Origin of the sequence: Acinetobacter sp. Ag2, assembly GCF_001005515.1 — a bacterium.
GTDB lineage: Bacteria > Pseudomonadota > Gammaproteobacteria > Pseudomonadales > Moraxellaceae > Acinetobacter > Acinetobacter bereziniae.
Map to the genome: position 1 here is coordinate 27,637 of NZ_LBNA01000026.1, position 21,029 is coordinate 48,665.

Annotated in this window: 18 protein-coding genes; 7 read left to right on the plus strand and 11 right to left on the minus strand. The window is 36.6% G+C overall.

All coding sequences use genetic code 11. From position 1 onward, the window contains the following. The first annotated feature begins 76 nt into the window (after positions 1-76). From AAV97_RS02235 to znuB, 3 genes are read left to right on the plus strand one after another with little or no spacing between them, the layout of a single operon-like run. On the plus strand, positions 77-574 hold the full coding sequence (locus tag AAV97_RS02235) for a transcriptional repressor (protein WP_004831994.1): 498 nt from the start codon (positions 77-79) through the stop codon (positions 572-574). After that, on the plus strand, positions 547-1,347 hold the full coding sequence (gene znuC / locus AAV97_RS02240; protein ID WP_005034580.1) for a zinc ABC transporter ATP-binding protein ZnuC: 801 nt from the start codon (positions 547-549) through the stop codon (positions 1,345-1,347). The genes AAV97_RS02235 and znuC overlap by 28 nt, the downstream gene beginning before the upstream one ends. 3 nt (positions 1,348-1,350) lie before the next feature. Next, positions 1,351-2,148, plus strand: a complete 798-nt coding sequence (znuB, locus tag AAV97_RS02245) for a zinc ABC transporter permease subunit ZnuB (RefSeq protein ID WP_005034582.1) — start codon at positions 1,351-1,353, stop codon at positions 2,146-2,148. A gap of 50 nt (positions 2,149-2,198) precedes the next feature. On the opposite strand, the gene AAV97_RS02250 is transcribed toward znuB, so the two are convergent. Beyond that, positions 2,199-2,819, minus strand: a complete 621-nt coding sequence (locus AAV97_RS02250; protein WP_046759686.1) for a LysE family translocator — start codon at positions 2,817-2,819, stop codon at positions 2,199-2,201. A 71-nt stretch (positions 2,820-2,890) separates the two neighbouring features. Continuing rightward, on the minus strand, positions 2,891-3,511 hold the full coding sequence (locus AAV97_RS02255) for a LysE family transporter (RefSeq protein ID WP_042086243.1): 621 nt from the start codon (positions 3,509-3,511) through the stop codon (positions 2,891-2,893). A 161-nt stretch (positions 3,512-3,672) separates the two neighbouring features. Here AAV97_RS02255 and AAV97_RS02260 point away from each other — a divergent pair, with 161 nt between their 5' ends. Beyond that, positions 3,673-4,593 carry a Dyp-type peroxidase gene (locus tag AAV97_RS02260; protein WP_005034588.1) on the plus strand — a complete coding sequence of 307 codons (921 nt, stop codon included), beginning with the start codon at positions 3,673-3,675 and terminating at the stop codon, positions 4,591-4,593. 74 nt (positions 4,594-4,667) lie between these two features. Here the strand turns inward: AAV97_RS02260 and AAV97_RS02265 are convergent, their stop codons facing one another. The 7 genes from AAV97_RS02265 to AAV97_RS02295 form a co-directional block, all read right to left on the minus strand. Then, positions 4,668-5,042, minus strand: a complete 375-nt coding sequence (locus AAV97_RS02265) for a lysozyme inhibitor LprI family protein (protein WP_046759687.1) — start codon at positions 5,040-5,042, stop codon at positions 4,668-4,670. 144 nt (positions 5,043-5,186) lie between these two features. Next, positions 5,187-6,068 carry a hypothetical protein gene (locus tag AAV97_RS21330; RefSeq protein WP_228136497.1) on the minus strand — a complete coding sequence of 294 codons (882 nt, stop codon included), beginning with the start codon at positions 6,066-6,068 and terminating at the stop codon, positions 5,187-5,189. Positions 6,069-6,501: 433 nt separating this feature from the next. After that, positions 6,502-7,140 (minus strand): hypothetical protein, encoded by a 639-nt coding sequence (locus AAV97_RS02275; protein WP_046759688.1) that lies wholly within the window; start codon positions 7,138-7,140, stop codon positions 6,502-6,504. A 9-nt stretch (positions 7,141-7,149) separates the two neighbouring features. Beyond that, on the minus strand, positions 7,150-9,534 hold the full coding sequence (locus tag AAV97_RS02280; RefSeq protein ID WP_046759689.1) for a hypothetical protein: 2,385 nt from the start codon (positions 9,532-9,534) through the stop codon (positions 7,150-7,152). Continuing rightward, positions 9,531-10,016 carry a hypothetical protein gene (locus AAV97_RS02285; protein ID WP_005034602.1) on the minus strand — a complete coding sequence of 162 codons (486 nt, stop codon included), beginning with the start codon at positions 10,014-10,016 and terminating at the stop codon, positions 9,531-9,533. The genes AAV97_RS02280 and AAV97_RS02285 overlap by 4 nt, the downstream gene beginning before the upstream one ends. A gap of 9 nt (positions 10,017-10,025) precedes the next feature. Beyond that, positions 10,026-13,415 (minus strand): type VI secretion system Vgr family protein, encoded by a 3,390-nt coding sequence (locus tag AAV97_RS02290; protein WP_046759690.1) that lies wholly within the window; start codon positions 13,413-13,415, stop codon positions 10,026-10,028. A 226-nt stretch (positions 13,416-13,641) separates the two neighbouring features. Then, positions 13,642-15,339: an NAD-dependent malic enzyme gene (locus tag AAV97_RS02295; protein ID WP_005034606.1), complete on the minus strand. Its 1,698-nt coding sequence runs from the start codon at positions 15,337-15,339 to the stop codon at positions 13,642-13,644. A gap of 325 nt (positions 15,340-15,664) precedes the next feature. Between AAV97_RS02295 and AAV97_RS02300 the strand changes: the two genes are divergently transcribed. Then, positions 15,665-16,258, plus strand: coding sequence for a hypothetical protein (locus tag AAV97_RS02300; protein WP_046759691.1), 594 nt, complete (start codon positions 15,665-15,667; stop codon positions 16,256-16,258). A gap of 13 nt (positions 16,259-16,271) precedes the next feature. Here the strand turns inward: AAV97_RS02300 and AAV97_RS02305 are convergent, their stop codons facing one another. Both AAV97_RS02305 and AAV97_RS21335 read right to left on the minus strand, forming a co-directional pair. Beyond that, entirely contained in the window at positions 16,272-16,541 is a 270-nt protein-coding gene (locus AAV97_RS02305) for a DUF2798 domain-containing protein (RefSeq protein ID WP_046759692.1), read from the minus strand. Between the two features lie 57 nt (positions 16,542-16,598). Beyond that, entirely contained in the window at positions 16,599-16,832 is a 234-nt protein-coding gene (locus AAV97_RS21335) for a hypothetical protein (protein ID WP_010590816.1), read from the minus strand. Between the two features lie 848 nt (positions 16,833-17,680). Between AAV97_RS21335 and argS the strand changes: the two genes are divergently transcribed. Continuing rightward, positions 17,681-19,471 carry an arginine--tRNA ligase gene (gene argS, locus AAV97_RS02315; RefSeq protein ID WP_005034609.1) on the plus strand — a complete coding sequence of 597 codons (1,791 nt, stop codon included), beginning with the start codon at positions 17,681-17,683 and terminating at the stop codon, positions 19,469-19,471. Between the two features lie 88 nt (positions 19,472-19,559). Then, a complete protein-coding gene (locus AAV97_RS02320) occupies positions 19,560-20,159 on the plus strand; it encodes an SPOR domain-containing protein (protein WP_046759693.1) in 600 nt (199 codons plus the stop codon). Positions 20,160-21,029 lie beyond the last annotated feature (870 nt).

Sequence of the window (21,029 nt, forward strand, 5' to 3'; positions counted from 1 at the left end):
CCATTCGTAAGTTGATAGAGCTTCATGTTAATATTTATGATTCTCTTCATTCAAATAAGAAGTTTTGAGGTCTGATATGAGCTTATGTTCACACGAACACCATGATACTTTGCATGGTGTACACGATCATCTCAATGTACAAGAGCGTTTATCAGAAGCAGAAAACCTTTGTGCAACCTCAGGCGCGCGTCTTACTCCCTTACGTAAAGAAGTACTGGAGTTGATTTTGAATGCATCAGGACCCGTTGGTGCATATGACCTTTTAGCCAAGATGAAAGGTGCTGCGGAACGACCAGCAGCCCCTCCAACGGTATATAGAACACTCGACTTCCTTTTAGAAAAAGGATTTATTCATCGTTTAACCTCTATTAATGCCTATATCCCTTGCTGTCATCCACGTGAAGGACATCAAGCTGCTTTTTTGATCTGTACTGAATGCCATACAGTGAAAGAAGCTTCAGCAATAGGTTTGATTCAACAATTGAATCATTTGGCAGAGTCCGACCAGTTCAAAGCACATCATAGTATTATTGAGATTTCAGGAATATGTCAGCAGTGCTCAAGCAAAGCGTGAACACCCCGCTTGTTCAGCTAAAGCAGATCAATGTCCAGATTGATGATCGTGACATTTTAAAAAATGTAGATTTTTCGCTACAAAAACAAGAAATTGTCACGCTTATTGGTCCCAATGGTGCGGGTAAATCCACATTGATCAAAGTACTGTTGGGTATTTTAAAACCCAATTCAGGGAGTATTGTCAGTTCATCAAAACTGAAACTCGCCTATGTACCTCAAAAATTCAACCCCTCTCATAGCCTTCCATTAAGAGTAAAAGATCTTCTTGATCTGGAAAAATGTGATAAGGCCATTAAAGCAGAAATCATTCGCGATACAGGCATAGCCAAACTCGAAAACTCTAAAGTACAACAACTTTCCGGTGGCGAACGTCAACGCGTTTTATTAGCACGGGCATTATTACGCCAACCTGATATTTTAGTCTTAGATGAGCCTATGCAAGGTTTAGATATCCAGTCTGAGGCAGAGTTATATGGCTATGTTCGAAGTTTACCTGAACGTTATGGTTGTGCCATCTTGATTGTCTCTCATGATTTACAATGGGTGATGCAAGGAACACAACGTGTTGTATGTTTAAACAAGCATATATGTTGCAGCGGCTTACCAGACAGCATTCAACAACATCCTGAGTATCAGGCTTTATTTGGTGACACTTTTGGCAAGCAACATGCCTTTTACCAACATCACCATGATCATTGCGCGCATGGTGATTCTGCTAAGACCTGTGAACATGGTCCACATCCTCACATTCACCCTGAACCGGAAGCTTAAACCATGATGGAATGGTTAGAATTACTCTTACCTGCTTGGATCATGGGCACACTGTTGGTGTTTCTAACTGCACCACTGGGCTGTTTGATGTTATGGCGCAGAATGTCTTTCTTTGCAGATACCATGGCTCATGGTACTTTGCTGGGTGTGGCTTTGGCAGCAGTGTTAAGTTTACCGCTCTGGGTCGGTGTTACTTTTACCGCAGTACTTTTGGTTGCTGTGCTGTGGGTTCTACACGACCCTCGCCTGCCAAATGATGCTTTACTTGCTTTATGCGCAGCCACCCTACTCTGTTCAGGTTTATTGCTGATCCAGCACTTACCTGCTTTACGCCCAGAACTATTGAGCTATTTATTCGGTGACTTACTGACGATTGAATGGTCTGACTTAGCTGTTTTCGCGGCTGTCATTATTGGCGCTTTGGCAATTTTGTATTCTCACTGGCAGGCGCAAATTCAAATTGCGATTGATCCAGATATTGCAGTCAGTGAAGGTGTTAATGCCAAATGGCAACGTTTAATTTTTATGTTGTTATTGGCATTGTTCACGGTACTGGCTTTACGTGCGGTCGGCTCGTTGCTGATGGGTGCTCTTCTGGTTATTCCTGCTTTAGCTGCACGTTTGATTTCGCACTCACCTAAACAAATGGTGATCGGTGCTTTTGTGATTGCACAAATTGGTGTCACTGTAGGCTTATGGTCAAGTGCAGCATTAAATATTTCAACAGGTCTAAGCATTGTTTTGACCATGTCTTTATTGTTTACACTGATCTTCTGCACGATGAAAATTAAAAAAGGATGATTTCAATTAAACCCTAGCATTGCTTATAGGGTTCATTGAACATCCAATACTTAAAATAGACTTTGAGCTGAAATGTATAAGCCATAAAGCGCGATTGTGACTAAAATTAAACCGCAAAGCCCTAATATTTTGGGATAAATTCGACTTTTAGACAACTGATTAAAAGATAAATAAACTATAGATAAGGTGAGGAAATCCAAGATAATCCATGTGATCACAAGGATAACTAAACTTACATTCAGATATGAATGAACATGGATAAATTGTGGAAAAAACGAAGAGAAAAAAATAATATCTTTAGGGTTTGAAATACCGACCAGAAAACCTTTCGTTAAACCACCCTCTACTGGCGAAAGTACAGTAGTCAACGGCTGGTCTTGCTGAAACCACACCTCTTTGAGAATGCCATAACCTAAATAAGCAATATAAAGACATCCAAGGATTTTGATGATCAGGAAAAGTGTTTCATTAACACTCAACATTCCCTTTAAAATTAAAATGGAAATTGCAATCAGTACCAAAGATGCGAGATTTGTTCCGACGATGGTTTGTAATGATTTGCGATAACCGCCTTTTAAGCCTGCACTTGCCACCAAAATCATGACTGGTCCTGGTGTTGCAATCATGATAATTACACTGATGGCATACAGATAAAATTCTAAATAATTCAAATGACCCTCGGCTTAACAGATATTCTATTGGATTTATTTTTAATTGTTCAATAACTCAAACCATGAGACTTTTACTGATGTACTAAACTCAACAAACCAGCAGCACAACTAAATAACACTGCGAAAGTACGATTCATATACTTTTGTTGCTTGGGGGATTTAAGCAATCTCAAGACTTTTGCAGCCAACCCTGTGTAGCCAGCCATCACAATTAAATCGATCGTAATCATCGTGATCGCCATAATCACATATTGAATCCATTGTGGTTTAGACAGATCTAAAAATTGCGGCAATACTGCAAGTAAGAATACGATCGCTTTTGGATTACTGATATTGACCACAAAGCCGTATAGAATCAACTTGGGAATGGATTTAGTCGGTTGTTCAGTTGGGATATCTATAGATTGTGTTTTAGCTGTCCATTGCACATAGGCCAAGTAGAGTAAATAGCACACACCGAACCATTTCACTACAAGAAAAGCCATCGGTGTAGTGGCAAATAATACCCCTACTCCAGCAGCAACAATTATAATTTGTACCAGTAAAGCCAGCTGTAAACCAATAGCATTCCAGTAACCACGGCGAAAACCATAATTTAGACCACTTGACATTGACGCAATAGCGCCAGCACCAGGTGATATACTAATCACCCAACACGCCAACATATATGCAAACCAAACTTGATAGGACATAACAAAAAATAAAATATTTTGAACAAAGCATTATAGCGGTTTTAAAACGACACATTTCGATTAATTTAATTGGTAAAAAGTATAAGACTTTACTACCCAGCTGTTGCCAGTTCATGCACAATAGCTAGATTGATAAATAAAAATTGAGGAGCCATCTCGATATGACAGCCCAATCTGTAATTTTACCTTTACCCTCTGACCATGCGCGTTTCATCGTTTTAAATTTAAAAAATCTGTCTATTGATGGCTTAAAAAAGCGTCTCAATGCCTTATTGAGCACTCGTGATCGCCTGATCACGCAACACCCCGAAGCTGAGATTAAAACTGCAATCGCTTTTGGTCCTGAACTATGGTCAAAGCTTTATCATACTTCGCCTGAAGGGTTTAAGCAGTTAGAACCGATTCAAGGTGCATTTCAAATGCCTGTTGTTCCTGCGGATGTTCTGATTCACATTGCTTCTGCACGCACGGACATTTGTTTTGCACTAAGCCAATCCTTTTTTGATGGTATTCAAGATCAAGTTGAAGTTTTAGACGAACGTGTATGTTTCCGTTATCTCGATGGTCGTGACCTAACGGGATTTATTGATGGTACCGAAAATCCTCAATTTCCAGATGATCGTGCGGAGACTGCTTTATTGGGTGAAGATTCAGGTATTTTCGAAGATGGATCTTTTATTTTTGCGCAGCGTTATGTCCATGAGCTTGAAAAATGGAAACGCTTAAAAGTAGATGCACAGGAAAATGTGATTGGTCGTTCTAAATTAGAAAGTATTGAGATGGACGATGAACACAAACCTGAAAATGCCCATATTGCTCGTGTTGTTATCGAAGATAATGAAGGTGAAGAATTAGAAATTCTGCGTCACTCTCTCCCTTATGGCGATGGACAAGGTGAGCAAGGCTTATTTTTTATTGCTTATACCAAAGATTTAACCCGTATTGATCGCATGTTAGTCAATATGTTTGGTACTCAAGGCGATGGAATTCATGACCGTTTATTACACTTTGTGACTCCTGTCGATGGTGCGTACTTCTTTGCACCGAATGAAGAAGTGTTGGAAGAGATTTTAGAAGATTGAAATAGCTAAGGAATAGTTAAATATGACTATTCCTTAAATTAATTTATGCAATTTAAATACCTTGTAAAGCTTAATTATTGAGCTGAATAAACTTTATTTAATCGTTTAAGTTCATCTAGTCTTGCTTTATCAATATCGAGCAAACATGATTCAATTATTATGGTTGCACCATCGCCTTGAGCATTGCTTGCTTCTTCACCCATAAAATCTTTACAGTATGCATTTTTATAAGCTAACCACTTCGATTGAGATATTTGAAATTTTTGCAGATTATCAGACGATTCCTCAATATTAAGGATCACTTTTTTCATTTCATTAATGACAGCCTTTGAGCTGCTTCTAATACATATGAGGCTTTCATCATCATTTTTACAGGAAGTGTTAGGTTGAGCAAATGCAAGACCACCCATACTGAATAACAGTAAGAATATTAAGATTAATTTTTTCATAGACACTCATTATAGCAATTAAAGATAGAAAGCCTTCAGCTTAAATTTTATATGATCGAAATCGAAAGTTTCTCTATATTTTAAATGAAAAAGCAACTTTATGAAGCTGCTTTTCATCCAGAAATTAACTATAAATATTATAGATTAATTTAATTTTATATTTTTATTATTCTCCGCAGAATCTTTATAGCTTAAGTTATATTTACCATCAATAGCATAGCTTTCTCCAAGATTATAAACTTCAATCTTTGGCTTTATTTTAATCAAATAGAATAAAGTCGTCGATCCATTATCTGTGTCATGATATTTTTCACCAATCACAAATTGTGAATCTCCTATATCTGGTATAAATTTAACTCCATCTAAATTTAAATGATTAATTTTATTCTGGCTTAAGATCGTATAAATTTCTGGCGACATATTTTTCACATCGTTCAAACTATATACATGATTTTCCAAATCACTTAGCTTCTCACATTTACTTTCAGAGTTGCTTTTTAAACACTTCAAGAAGTAATTTGAGGCATTAGGAATTAATATCTTTTTTAAATTGCTTTCTTTAGTACTTTTGGGTAAATTTTCAGAAATATTTGTTTTTACAAAACTTCCATTTATCACCTTAAAACATAACTTTGAATTACTGTAATCATCTCTATATGCATAAAAATCTCCTGTAACACACAAGCTATCATTATTCACCGAATAATCAAATTTAGACTTATAATCTATTTGATAATTTAAAGGATAAGCCTTTAAATCTTTTTGGTTGAGTGCAACTATTCGATAATATTTTCCATCATTTATTTTAATTATCGTATAATTTTTATTAAAATCTGCCTTATTCCCAATATTTTTTTTATATAAATTTAATTTATCTGCTTTGCAATAATAATTATCTATATCATAATCGAAACCACAAGGTTCAACTTTTAATTTTAATACCGCATCCTTTTCAACTGATTTTGCACTACAACCTGTAATACAAAATAAACTTATAAACATTAATATACCAAACTGTTTTTTCACTTGCCATCTCACTTTTTTTTGCTATTGATGATATTGATAAATTTTTTCTAGAATTTGGATTTAAATGATTAGGAGTACTTTCTAAAAATAATTTTGTTACCATGACAATAGAATCTACGCACGATGCTTATTTCTGTTTAAAAAATAAAGATTAATAAATTTAAGAAATAGTTAAATATGCCTATTCCTTATATAAATTCAATATTTTAAACCCAAAGAAAGATCAATTAATTTATGCAATTTACATATCTTATAAAGCTTAATTATTGAGCTAAATAAGCTTTATCTAAGTGTTTAAGTTCATCTAACCTAGCTTTATCAATAACGAACAGACATGATTTAAAGTTGATTAAAAGAGTAATTTTGTCAATAATATTTACTCTCTATCAACCCATAGATACGATGAAATATCTACAGCCAATAAAACACAGCTTTAAAACTCATCATACCCAGGTCGATTAATATTTAATCTAAAATTCTTTTTTTCTATACTTGGTTCATTTCCCACACATTTCATTTCTTCATTTTTACTAAAATCATTATTAATAACAAAAGATTGGATGCAATAATTTTTCAATTTATTTTCATTTATATCATCAAATCTTTTGACTTGGTGATCCAAGATTGGAAACTTACCTCCCATCGTTATAAACAAAGTATTTTTATAATTATTCTTGTTGTTTTCACCACCTGATAAAAATATTACTTGCGCAGGTCCTGAACCTTCGTAATTATTAAAATTTACAGCAATCAAACCTAATAAATATTCTTTGCTTCCAATTTTGTTAACTGCAGTCATCAAAATTCGAGCTTGATCCTCTCCAGAATAAAATAGTTTTAAATCCTTTTGATTAACTGGATATTTATCTAATTGGATGAATTTATCATTGATCATTAATGCTTTAGAATCTAATGGTAATTTAACTTGTTTATATTCATTAGTTAAAAGGTCACTATTGACTTTCGATTCACTCATCTTTGGTGAATCTGAGTTTAACATCTTATTTTCTGCCTTTTGACAGGCTACAAGTGAAAATAAAATCAACAATGGGATAAATTTTTTAATGTACATAAGATGCCTTTATATGTCCTGAATATTTGGTTGATAACCCTGTAAATGTAAATGGTTATCGTGATCACCATTTGTAAAAGTGACATGGGGCAAAGTTCTGTTTGGCTGACCCTTTCTCTTCATCACTTGTGACCCAAATGCTTTATAACCAAAAAGATATAGTGCATTTACAAATCTTACATTCGCATCCCAGTCAAATCTATCGATGTGGCTCACAAGAACCGGACCATCTTTATGGCAACCATTAATTCCTAGATAGCGAAAATCTCCATTAATCCCGTTGAAGTGTGAATCACTACCTACCGATCGACCATCTCGAGCACTAAATCCAGAACCATGATAATAACCGTATCCTAAAGAGCACATAGCACCAATAACTGCTGCAAACGCATCTCCCTTAAGATAATATCTTGATCGACCTGGTAAATAAATATCCCACAAATATCCGACTTTACCATCCGGACTCTTGTAGGATTTGAGCGTCCTTTGGTCTACCAAATAAACATTTCCACCTACGACCCCGTTACCTTTTTTACGTTTAGGCGCAACGATAAATTCAGTTTTGCCAATATGATGTGATTGTCCATTTTTATCATAATAAATATATTCAGCAAAACCTGTTGCAGCCGCATTCTCTCTTTTGATTTTACCATCAGAGTAAATATGATAACGCGTCGTATCACTTGTCGCGGGTGTTTGATTAGAAACAGTTGTTAAAGGTTTACCCCCATTCTCTGTATGAGTATTTTGTTGGGACACTTTGGGTGGCTCTTGTTTAACTTCGGGTACTTTAGCAGGAGCTGGTGGATTAGGCTTACTTTGGGACGGCGCATTAGTAACAGGGTTTTGTTGTGGAACTTTTTGCCCTGATTCCAATCGTCTCGATTCCTTGATAAAACCTTCATTTATTCTAAATATCCTATACGGACTTCCATTAATTACCCGAGCTTTTACCAATGAATTTGAACCAATACCAAAACCATATACAAAACCAACTAACATTTTTAAGTTAATTACACCTGCAGCATTGGTTTTTTTTGAAATTTGCCGCCCTCGATAAAAAATGGTTACAGCGGTATTTGGAACAACTTGATCATCTTTTTTGACAATCATCTGAAAGCTATGAACAGGAAGTCTCACTTTTATTGTCTGATTAGAGAGTGATTCTTCAACCTTGAAGTGATGAATCTTTTGGTATTTTCCATCCCCTGAAACAGAAACCTCTATATCTTGACCGACTTCTGCTGAAATATTATGTTTTATGCCACTCCCATCTGCAGAATGCTTTTTAATATTATTTTTATAGGTAAGAAAAAAGCCCATATTTGAGATTGGTTTTCCAGTATCAGCTTCAACAATCTGTATATTGAAGTTCACATCTTTCGTTTCAACTGCTTTAGATTCTTCTGAAATACTTGGAGCTTGCTCATTTCTAACTTCTTGAGGCGTTTTATTCGCCTGTGGTTTTGGTTGAGGAGCACTATTCTGTTCTAAAACAACGGGTACTGATATTTGTTTGGTTAATTTGATTGTATAACTTTCCTTCTTATCTTTTTGCTGCGTAATCTCAAGTGCTTTTCCATCAACAATTATTTTTATTTTAGTGCCAGGATGCCTAACAATTACAGGAATTTTTCCTTCTTCACTTGTTTTATAATCATTAGAAATCTTTCCAATTTTGCTATAATATTTTCCTTCTTTGTACTCGGACTCTACTATAATTTTTTTACCTGAAACAGCATTCCCTTGTTCGTCCACAACATTGATATAAATCTTACGATTACAACAGCTTTCTAAATCATAATGAGCAAATAATGATATATATTCACCCACTTTTGTTCCAAAAGCATCAGCTTGGTTACCTAAACCCTGTACAAACTCTAAAACATATTTAGGACCTTTTAAGTGTGCTCCTGCAATGCATCCTGACTCTGTAATTTCAACCCCATTAATACGAACGCCATAAAATTCATTTACATTTCGATTGTTCAGCCGAGTGCAGAGTGTATTGATCCATTTATTAAATGCTTTTATTTGAACCGTTCGATCTTTGAGAAAAACACTTTTCGAAGTTACATCATCTAAGCCCGTCCAACTTCCATTCCAGTCATTCACCGAAAATGATTTCTGAAAAAGGCTATTAGGATCATTACTAAAAGTATATGGTGGCTTAAAATACCCCAAATCATAAAGTGCACTTTCGCCAAATTGAAAATAACCAATAAATCCATAACCTGCGGTTTTACCATTATGTACTTTTCTAGCAGTCAAATTAGGATCGACAAGGTCAGATAAACTCAAATCTGATGAAGACTCTCGACGAGATACTGCATATATATATGCTTGCCTATCCTCACCAAATGACTTTCCGTTTACTGGAGAAACAAAACTCATAATGCCCCCTTAGATTCTTGATCAATTTGTTTAAATAAAATTAGAACTTTATTTTTTGTTTTATCACTCATATTTGTAGAAAATTTCATTTTATTTTTATCAAAATTGAAACTCAAATCTTCATTTAGGTTGAGCATTACATCACCTAAACTCTTACCGTCATCAATAATATAAAATTTCTGAGGTTTATTTTTATTTGTTAATGAGATAAGTAAAATATTTTGATCTGAACTTTTGATATTCCAACACTCATCAGGAATATGTAACCAATGACCTGTATTTAGATCTATCTTATTTTGCTTTAAAAGCTTAGAGACAGGCTCTTTAATATCTTTACGCTGAAAGCTACATTTATCAGACTCTATATAATTAAAGCTTACGACTTCATTATCAATGTTCCGTTTTGGAAATTCCTTGATAACTTCTGCATTACACCAAGTCACAAATAATAAAATGAATAAGAAAGAAAATATTGTTTTCATGATCAAGCCTTACTTTCCAAAATTACAAAAATCTGCTTCTAAATCTTCACTACAAGATTCATTTTGATCTTCTATTGCATCATGATCATCTGCAGCGCCACAACAGCCCTCACCCTCACAACTACTATGATCTGAAGTGTCATCAATATCGTTCTTTATAACTATTAATTCTTTTAAATCTTCACTATCATGCCCAAGAATAATTGCTTCGACATCGTCAGCACTATCACTGAAAAACCGTTGTGTGCGTCCAAGTTCATCCAAAACACCAATAAATTCAGTTTTTCGTGAATGATTTACGAACTTAAATCTGACCTGCTGTTTTAATTCATCTTTACTAAAAATATTACTAAAATCAAAACGTCGGCTAAAAATTCCACTCTCAGGCATTTTCGGCAACTGCGCATTCACTGTTGCCCCACTGGTAAACAACTGTTGTCCAGATTTCACCTCAAACTTCCCGCCCGTCTTGATAAAGACACCACTACCATTAACCACCAGCTGAGTACCACCCGCTTTTAGATCAATCTCTTTAGAGCTGGTTAACTCAATCTTATCTTCAGTTGCAATCAGCTTAATCACTTTCTTCGCAATGATTTCAATCAAATCATCCTGAGCCTGTACTTTTATCGGTCCTTTTGCAGCAAAAGCACTTAAACCTTTCTGTGCGGCAAACAAACTAATTTTATCTTGTGCATGACCCACAATATTCTTCTGAGCGCTCATGTTAATCGAACCATTTGCACTTTCAGCTATATCTTGAGAAGCTTGAAAAATAATGTCTTCTGGTGTGGTTAATGCAATCCCATTTGGCGAAGCCAATAGCATCAATGCTTGACGGAAAATTTTACCTTGTTCTTGTTTGGCGTTGTCGCTGCTATCTTCCAGACCTTGTGTATAACCCTCCATAAAGCCCTGCAAACTACTCAAAGCCTCCAACGGTTTAATTTCAAGTTTGTTCCCCTTATTGAATGTTCCACAAGTACTCATGATGTCAAAATCTTTGATTTCGACATTGGATAAAACCTTACCCACATTACTAATGGATTCAAAAGGATTAGATTTAATATTATCTTTTAAGCTTGCCAGCTTGCCTTTAATAATATCTGTACCGTGTTCTTCTACATTTTCAATAAAGGCTTTTAAGTTTTCAACCGCTTCTTTTGCATCAGAAAAATATTCATTAAATTCATCCACAATGCCTTTTGCATTACCACCTAAAGCACCAATGTCTTTAATAAATCCACCACAATCTTTTAAAGCATTCAAAGGATCACTACTCACCCCTTCTTTAAATAGATTCAAAGTTGTGTTGAGCGCCTGCCCTGTACTTTTTAACTCAAGTGATTGAATGAACTTAGGCAAACGATTGATGACATTCAATGCATCGGTTTGTTGCTTTACAGCAATCTCACTTAGCACTTTCATACTTTCAGCCCCTTGATTCAACAAGGACTGTGCTTGGGCTGCTTCTAAATGATCTGCAATTGCATTTTCTTGGGCATAGGTTGTGATAAGCATGCCTTTTCCTGCACGTACCGCCCCATAAGCATCTGTTCTTAATTCAAAACCTTCGCCACGCCCATTGCTGGTTTCTTTATCTTTCGGATGACTTAAATTTCCCAAGTTAAGTTGAGTGGCTGCGTGACTACTTTGCAGTTGGGCACTGATTTGCCCAGTCGTGTCATCAAATCGGAGTTGGTTAAAGCCTGAACCACCGACTTCAGATGAGCGGATACCACTGAGTTTCTTGGTATCAGGAAGCTGACCTTTGACATCAAACATGGTTTGATGACGTTCTGCTTCATGTAAACGCCCCATCACAAACGGACGATCTACATTACCATCAAAGAAATCAATCACCACGATTTCACCAATCCGAGGATGAAAACGTGTACCGTAACCTTCTCCTGCCCATGAGGTTAATACATCCACCCATGCTGAGTCGGTATCGTTATCATTGGAACCTGCACCACCATCATGACTATTATCGTCGCTACGGGTAAACAAGAAACGAACTTTAATGCGTCCCCATTGGTCCACATAAATTGTTTCACCTTGTGGACCCACCACTTTAGCGCGTTGCGGAAATGCAGAAGGTCTGTGTGTTAATGGATTGTACTCTGGAACGACTGGAATTCTGCGTCGTACCAATGACAGCTCATTGGCTTGACGCTGATCTTTAATTAAATGATTCCAATAGTTTAAATTAAGCAGTTTAGAAAGTTGATCTTGCAGTTCTTTCGGTAAGTTATTCTGATTATAGAAGGTTTTACCGAGAATCAAGAACTCGCGATCTGAACCTTCATGCTGATCAATTTCTGGATGCTCTCTCAACTCAAACCAATAACCAACTTGTGCATCACGTACTGAACTGATTGCGGTAAAATATTTGGCTTGTAGTTCTTGGTATTGTGAAAGTTGAGTATTGAGTTTATCCACTTGAGCTGAGCTAGAAGCTGTGGTTTGATCTTCACCCTTGAGATCACTGGTCCACGCTGGACTAATGGTCCAAGCCTGTTCTAAACTCAACGTTTCATTGTCTTGTTGTTCGCTATGCTGATGATTGCTGAGTTGACTATCACCCTGATCTTGTGCGAGATTGTCAGCTTGCCAGCGTTGCACTTGTACAGCTGTAGATTGGATTGATCGTTGTGCAATTAAGCTGGTAATGGTATCAAATCGTTCTGTTGCATGACTACGATGAAAGCGTATACTGCGCCTAGGCATTGCTTCATATTGACTATTGTCATCAATCAATCTTAATTTCTGGGTTTGAATTTGTGCAGCAGAAACTGGAACTATGCGTTCAGATTCATCAACCAACCAGTTAATTCCCTCACTGCGCCATAATCTTGTTAAAAATTCGTAATCTGTTTCGTTTGACTGCATCACAAAAGGACGCACATCATATTGTTTTTTTAAACCACGACTATCCAAACTCAAACTAGATGCAAATAATGCACTTTTGGTTTGCCATTCCTTGAATAAAACTTCAGATATTTCCAAAATACTTTTATTCATGAAAACGCGACTATTGCGGCGTTTATGCCAAAGACTGGTCGCATCTTCAAGCGTGAGCTTGTAAATACTTAATGCACCGTCACTTTGTCCTTGACTTGCACCAGTAATGATTCCTGTGGTTCGGTAAAGCTCACCAAAGTCAGTGACTTGGTCAACAGCGACCTGACAACCTATAAATTGTTTTAAAGCGATATGTGCATTGGTTGAAAGACAAAGTAATTCTGCCTTCAATCCTTGATTAATATATTGTTGTCCCTGAATGCACTGTAGAAATACACTGCCATTTAAGGCTTGATTTGAGAATTGGACATGGACAGCCCTTGTCTGCAACCCTAACCCAAAACTTTCAAGTAAAGTATTAATATTTTTCAACATTTTAGTTATTGATATTCAATGACATGTTGGCTTATTGTAAATAAAAACTCACAGAAAGACATACAGAAATTGTTAAAATTTTTATTTTTGTAACTGACATACTCAAAATTGATCTTATTTTTATGAGAAAAATACAGATATTTAAATCAATGTAAATCTCCAATTTTACCCGTTTATCCTATTACAAAAGGGGCAATTTGCCCCTTCTATAAAAAATTAAAAACACTTAAAAAGGAACGCGCTTATAATCACGATAAGTTGGTTTCCAAAAGTTCTGTTCAATACTTTCGAGTAATTGCTCATCACTCATTACCGTCGCAACACCATCTTGCATTGCTGCTTGAGCAACTTTAAATGCAATAATTTTAGAAACTTTCTGCAATTCGTTTAAATCAGGTAATAAGTCCGCATGGATATCGTTTAACTTCGGTGAGCAATCTGCCAAAGCGGAACTTGATGCCATCAGCATATTGTCTGTCACACGCGTTGCTTGAACAGCCACAACACCTAAACCAATACCTGGGAAAATATAAGAGTTATTGCATTGTGAAATATTAAAGGTTTCTCCATGATAATTCACTGGCGCAAACGGGCTACCTGTTGCAATTAATGCTTTACCTTCTGTCCATTGGATAATATCAGCAGGCACAGCTTCTACACGTGAAGTTGGGTTCGATAAAGGCAACACAATTGGATATTCACAATTTTCAGCCATGGTTTTAATGATTTCTTCTGTAAATAAGCCCGGTTGACCCGATACACCAATCAATACTGTTGGTTTGGCATTTTTAACGACATCCAGTAGAGAAATTATTTCTTCTGGATTGCCCCAATGTGCAACATCATCAGGCTTTTGTGCAAGCTTACGTTGGAAGTCAAGTAGGTTTGGCTGATTTTCTGTGATGAGACCAAAACGATCAACCATAAATACTTGTGCACGCGCTTCAGCATCAGTTAAACCTTCCGCCACCATTTGCGCAATGATCTGTTCTGCAATACCACAACCTGCTGAACCTGCACCCAAGAAAGTCACTTTTTGATCTTTCAATTGTTTGCCTGCCGCACGGCTTGCCGCAATCAGTGTTCCTACACACACTGCTGCTGTACCTTGAATATCGTCATTAAAGCAACAAATCTTATCACGATATTTTTCTAACAAAGGCATGGCATTTTTTTGTGCAAAATCTTCAAACTGAATCAAAGCTTTTGGCCAACGACGTTTTACCGCAGCAATGACTTCATCAACAAACTCATAGTATTCGTCACCACTGACACGTGGTTGTGACCATCCCATATAGATTGGATCATTGAGTAATTGTTGATTATTGGTTCCCACATCTATTGTAATTGGCAAAGTATATGCAGGGCTAATACCACCACAAGCGGTATAAAGTGATAATTTTCCGATTGGAATCCCCATACCACCGATACCTTGGTCACCTAAACCAAGAATACGTTCACCATCTGTTATCACAATCACTTTAACATTCTTACGATTGACGTTATGGATGATCTCATCAATATATTTACGATCAGGGTATGAAATAAATACGCCACGATGACGTCGATAAATATCCGAAAAACGCTGACATGCCTCACCCACTGTTGGAGTATAAATAATCGGCATCATTTCACTTAAATGATTTTCAATCAGGTGGTAAAAAAGTGTTTCGTTGGTGTCTTGGATATTTCGTAAATAAATATGCTTATTGATTGCTTCACTGAAAGAACAATACTGCTGATAAGAACGTTGACTTTGTTCCTCGATACTTTCAATCACATGAGGAATCAAACCATGTAAGTTAAACTGGGTTCTTTCTTCCTCTGTGAAAGCTGAACCTTTGTTGAGTAATGGCAGTTCTAGTAAGGCATTGCCTGCGTAATGAATATATAGAGGATATTTTTTCAAGGTTTCCGTTGGCATTTCCATTCTCATTGAAGCAATCATTCTGCTTCTATCTTTTGCTAAGCTACGACTTTGGTCGCATACAAGCTTAAGCCTATTTTTCACTAAATGGGTATTTAGATACGTGATAGTGATATTCAAAGTATTTTACAGAATGATAAATTATTCTCATTTTTTACAAATTCTTTAAATATTTAATACAATCTATTGTTTTTTATATCAATAACAATGAATTAATCCAAATTTTAAAATCTATCGATTTCCAATGTCATTGAGCTACGATTGATTTTTTTCGTATTTCAATTTATTTTGTCCTTAATTGAATGAAGCAAAACCAATAACAATGAACACAAATATTTTTATACTTCTACTAAGCACTGCAGTCATCTGCACAGGTTGTCAAACAGCCAAAAAAGTATCTTCTAGTGTTTCCAAAACCACTGAAAAAGTGAAAAGCTTGGTTGGTCTAGGCGAAGCAAAAGTTCCAGAAGTCGATAAACAAGGCGTAGTCGATGTCAGTAAAGCAACCTTAGAAAAGCTTGAACAAATGAAACTCAATATGCCTACTGGACAATGGGTCTATATTGAAAATGATTTACAAGGAATTTATACCCTACAAAACAAATCTGCTGACGGCAATATTTTGTATTTACGTCTGAACTGTAAAATTCCTTCACAAAAATCTGGATTTAGTATTGAAGACAAAGATGCTAAGGAATTACTCAAAGCACATGACCCTCAAGCAGGACAAGTTCAGTTTTTAATTGACAATAAAAACTATGGCAATCCTTTTGATCTGGTCAATGCGAAAAAAATGCCAAGTTTCCAAGCTGCGCTCAGTAAGGCTAAAGTGATTAAGATTTTTAATAATTCTAAACTTTACACCTTTAACAATGGTCATGCTGAATTGCTCAGCAAACCTGTAAGTTGCATGTAAGCAACCTACTAAATTATTTGGGCATATCCACAAAAACAGCTGTGAGTCGACGTACTAACGGCAAAACAACCAATACCACTGGATATGCCACGGTCCACGAAACCATCCATGCCGAAAACCATTTTGCCAAAAAACCCTCCACTAAACCCACATTGATGAACATATTGATCAATGACACCATGCCACTCATTAAACAGGATAAGAAAAAAGGCATGATCCATGCAGCGAATTTTGCAGGGAGTTTCGGAATATTTCCGATAATCGTGGGAGGAATATTTGACATGAGAACTCAAAATTGAATTAGCACGGCAATTTTATGCTTTTCAGCTGAGTGAAACAATCAATCATTCCACATCACATCCAACACATTTTGCCACTTTGTTTCATTAGGTAAGCGCATTGGTTCATCGTAGAACATGGCTATGCTATTTAAAGCAAGCTCCAATGTAATGATTGTGTTTAAAGGCAGCCAAGTATCGTCGCCAATATCAAAAAATTTCGAATTCATTTGTTCATTACAAGTTAACCAAGATTCGCCTTGTTGTGCGGTAGGGATATTTTTGTCGTAGCGCAAGATCAAGTGTTTGCTGTCAACAAACCAAAATAACAGAATGATTTGTCCTTAATTTGGAATATCCAGTACAAAATAGCCTGAGTTTGAAAATTCAAGATCTTGGACTTAACTAAACAACCGAATAATTTGTTCTTTTTTCATTTCCTGATGATCAAATTGATCCAAAAAGCTCACCAACATCATTTGTTATCCTTTTTTGAAAGAAGATCTATCTAACGTGAATTCGATGCAATCAAATCTTCAACTCATTGAAAGATAATAAATCTATGTGGATTTTTGCTGGATTTTTGCTGGATTTTCATCCGATTTTGGATGAGGAGCGGAGCTTCGTAAGCGCAACCATCAATATAGTTTCATTTCTCTGATCAATAAAATGAAGGCGATCAATAAATTGTTTGATGATCTAAAGCTTGCACTGCCACGATTTAGTGCTAAAGTTTAAATTCTTTTGCGTAGGCGATCCCTCACTTTTCAGAGATGAAAAGTGACAAAAATCTTTCGTTGAGCGAGGGGTACATCCTTTACCCCCGCTCAACATGGCGACATCCATGTCGCCTGAAGATAGCAAGACCATCAATAATTCAAAAAGTACAAAATAAATGAATCATCCAAATCACTTGTATGAATAATCAGGCGGTTTGGATGTATCATCTTTCATCAAGGATTTTTATCGAACTCAGGTTATCTAGGCTGTCAGTTGATCATATAAAACTCGAGAATAGATCAAATCTCTCACACTACGATCTTTCTGATTGAATAAGTTTTATTCTATACAAATGCATTCACCTAAAAGGCTCAAAATTTGCTATATTTAGCGTTTTTCTGCAACATTTATTTCTCTATAGATTATGAATACGGCCATACAAGCAGCTCTTGATCATGCAGTGCAATCCCTACAAGCTGAAGGGACTCTTCCATCTGACTGGAAAAACACAAGTGTTTTAACGCGAACCAAGGACCGAAGCCACGGTGATTTCGCATCAAACATTGCCATGATGGGTGCAAAAGTTGCGGGTATGAAACCACGTGATCTTGCTGAGAAAATTTTAGCAAACCTCCCAGAAGTGGTTGATATCGCAAAAGCTGAAATTGCTGGACCTGGTTTTATTAACTTCTTCCTCAATGCAGATCAACGCTTTGCTGTACTTGATCAAATTCAAGCACAAAAAGATTTGTTTGGTAAAACCCAAGCCAATGCAGCTAAAAAGATTCAAGTTGAATTCGTTTCTGCCAACCCAACCTCTAGCCTACATGTCGGTCATGGTCGTGGTGCAGCTTACGGGATGACTGTTGCTACATTACTCGAAGCAACAGGTGCTAAAGTTGATCGTGAATATTATGTCAACGATGCAGGACGTCAAATGGACATCCTTGCGACCTCTACTTATTTACGTTACTTAGAATTGACTGGGCAAACTTTAGTTTTCCCAAAAAATGCCTACCAAGGTGATTACGTTAAAGAAATTGCTCAAAGCATTATCGATAAAGATGGTGATGCTTATGTGCGTGCTGTTGCTGATATCTATAAAGATGTTCCAGAAGACGTTCAATACGCTGAGGAATTGGATGCAGATGGCAATAAAGTTGTGCTTTCAGGCGATAAAGAAAAGCATATCGATGGCTTGATTCAAAATTCACAAACATTGGTTGGTGAAGGCTATCGTGTGTTCCATCAAGCTGCATTACATGCCATTTTAGATGATATTAAAGATGACCTTGGTGAGTTCGGCGTAACTTTCAACCAATGGTTTAGTGAAGCATCGTTGACTGATAAAATTGACGAAGCCCTACAAACTTTAGATCAACGTGGCTATCTTTATGAAAAAGATGGCAACATCTGGTTTAAATCGACTGAATTTGGTGATGAAAAAGATCGTGTTGTAAAACGTCGTAATGGGCAAACCACGTATTTTGCTTCTGACATTGCTTACCATTTGAATAAGTTACAACGTGGTTATACTGACCTGATTGATATTTGGGGCTCAGACCACCACGGTTACATTTCACGTGTAAAAGCAGCTATTGATGCAATGGGTTATGACTCATCAAAACTCACCGTGTTATTGGTCCAGTTTGTAAGCTTATGGCGCGGTGGTGAGATGGTACAAATGTCATCTCGCTCTGGTCAATTTGTGACTTTACGTGATCTTCGTAAAGAAGTTGGAAATGATGCAGCACGTTTCTATTATGTTATGCGCAAATCTGAACAACACATTGATTTTGATTTAGATTTAGCTGTATCACAAAGCAAAGACAATGCAGTGTATTATATTCAATATGCACATGCTCGTATTTGCCGTATGTTAGAAAAAGCGGCAACAACAAATATTCAATTTGATCCTGAAAGTGCGCGTCAATTTGCTGCAAAATTAGAACTTGAAGCAGAGGCTGAGATTTTAGCGAAACTTGCGGCATACCCTGAAGTGATTATTCGTGCAGCAAACAATTATGAACCGCATCAAGTGGGTAACTACTTGAAAGAACTTGCAGCTTTATTCCATGGTTGGTACAACGAGAATAAAGTTTTAGGTGATGATGCTGAATTGACGCAAGCACGTTTATTGCTTTCTGCCAATGTTCAGCAAGTTCTTCGTAATGGTTTAGAACTGCTTGGTGTTTCTGCACCTGAAAGCATGTAAGTCAGCAATAAATCATTACTTTACATCGCGCTCAAGCGAAACTATGCTTGAACGCGATGTTAAACAATAAATAATAAGAGGATTTCTCGTGTTTGGAAAAACGCAACGCGGTGTGTCTGAAAGACCAACCAAACCTAAACAACCATTGATTCCTAAATGGTTAGGGATGCTTGTGGTCATTTTAATCGTGTTAAGTTTTGGTGTCGCTCTGATGCTCTGGAAACCGTGGGCGCCTGTTCAACCTCGAAATGAAATTACGTCTGAACATTATCAAGAAGATACCAACAAAGACTATCGCTTTTATGATTTGTTGCCACAACAACAAGTGACGCCGATTCCTGAACAAGCGGTTCCAGAGAATAAAAATCAGCAGCAACCCGTTATTGTTGAAGCACCTTCTCAAACTCAAACTGACAATGTTGATGTCGGTGTCAATGCTGAACGAACAGCACCTGCTCAACCTGAATACATCTTACAAGTTCGTAGTTATGATGATCCCGATGCCGCAGATGCTCGACGTGCCGAAATCATTTTAAATGGTTTATCTGCTGATGTTGTACAAAGTACTGAGGGTGGTAAAACTTGGTATCGTGTGATTTCTGGTCCATATGAATCACAGAATGCCGCAGTCATCGCTCAGCAAACCTTACAACATAGTGGAATTGATTCGATTGTGGTTAAACGTTAATTGTTTTCTCTATCATTGAACTAAGCTATTTATTAAAAACAGGATGCATTGACATCCTGTTTTTAAATTCAAATTTTATCTATTCAATCTGTTTAAATTATTCGTCTATTTTTTACTCAAAAAAATATAATTCGACTAAATATTTACCCAAGTTGATCAAAATTAGAGTAATCTACTTCCCGCAATACATTACCCATGTATCCGCAGAGAGATCAAAAGTCACCAATACTTTTGATTTGCTGTCCTGTAGTTGGCGTGACGATCAAATCCGAATATTACAGGGCGCTCCGAGCTTGGTATGGGTAAACGTCTATTTTTCTCATGAACTTATCTAACGATCATCATTCCTCTCTTTCATAAAAAAATCTTCATCTTAGGGTCTGTTTACATTTCATAAATGGCTTGCGTTTAGGTTAAAATTGAGCAGGTATGAGGAGTATACTCCGCAAGGAAATGAAGAGAATAGCGAGACTATTTTTAAGTTTCATAACGTAGCCTGAGATAATTTTAGCCACAACCCTGAGCCAGAACAAAGCACTGCTTTGTTTGCAGCGCAAGGCGCAGCGGGGACTAGCGTGTTTTTTGTCGCTTCGTCGTTACGAACTACTTATTTAGAATGACTAAATTTCGTATTTCGCGCCTAGAATCGCCTAAAAAACACACCTAGTCGCAAACATAGACGAATTGTCCACAGACCCTATACTTTTATCAAGATTCTTAGAAAATTTGTGAGTCACAGATAAGCATATTTAATTGATACAGATGATCTCGTTGGACTTCCTCATCATTATAAAATTGATTGTTATTTGGCTGTCCTATATTCAATGCTAAACTGATTCTAACTTTATTTTAATCCCTGCTAACAATGTT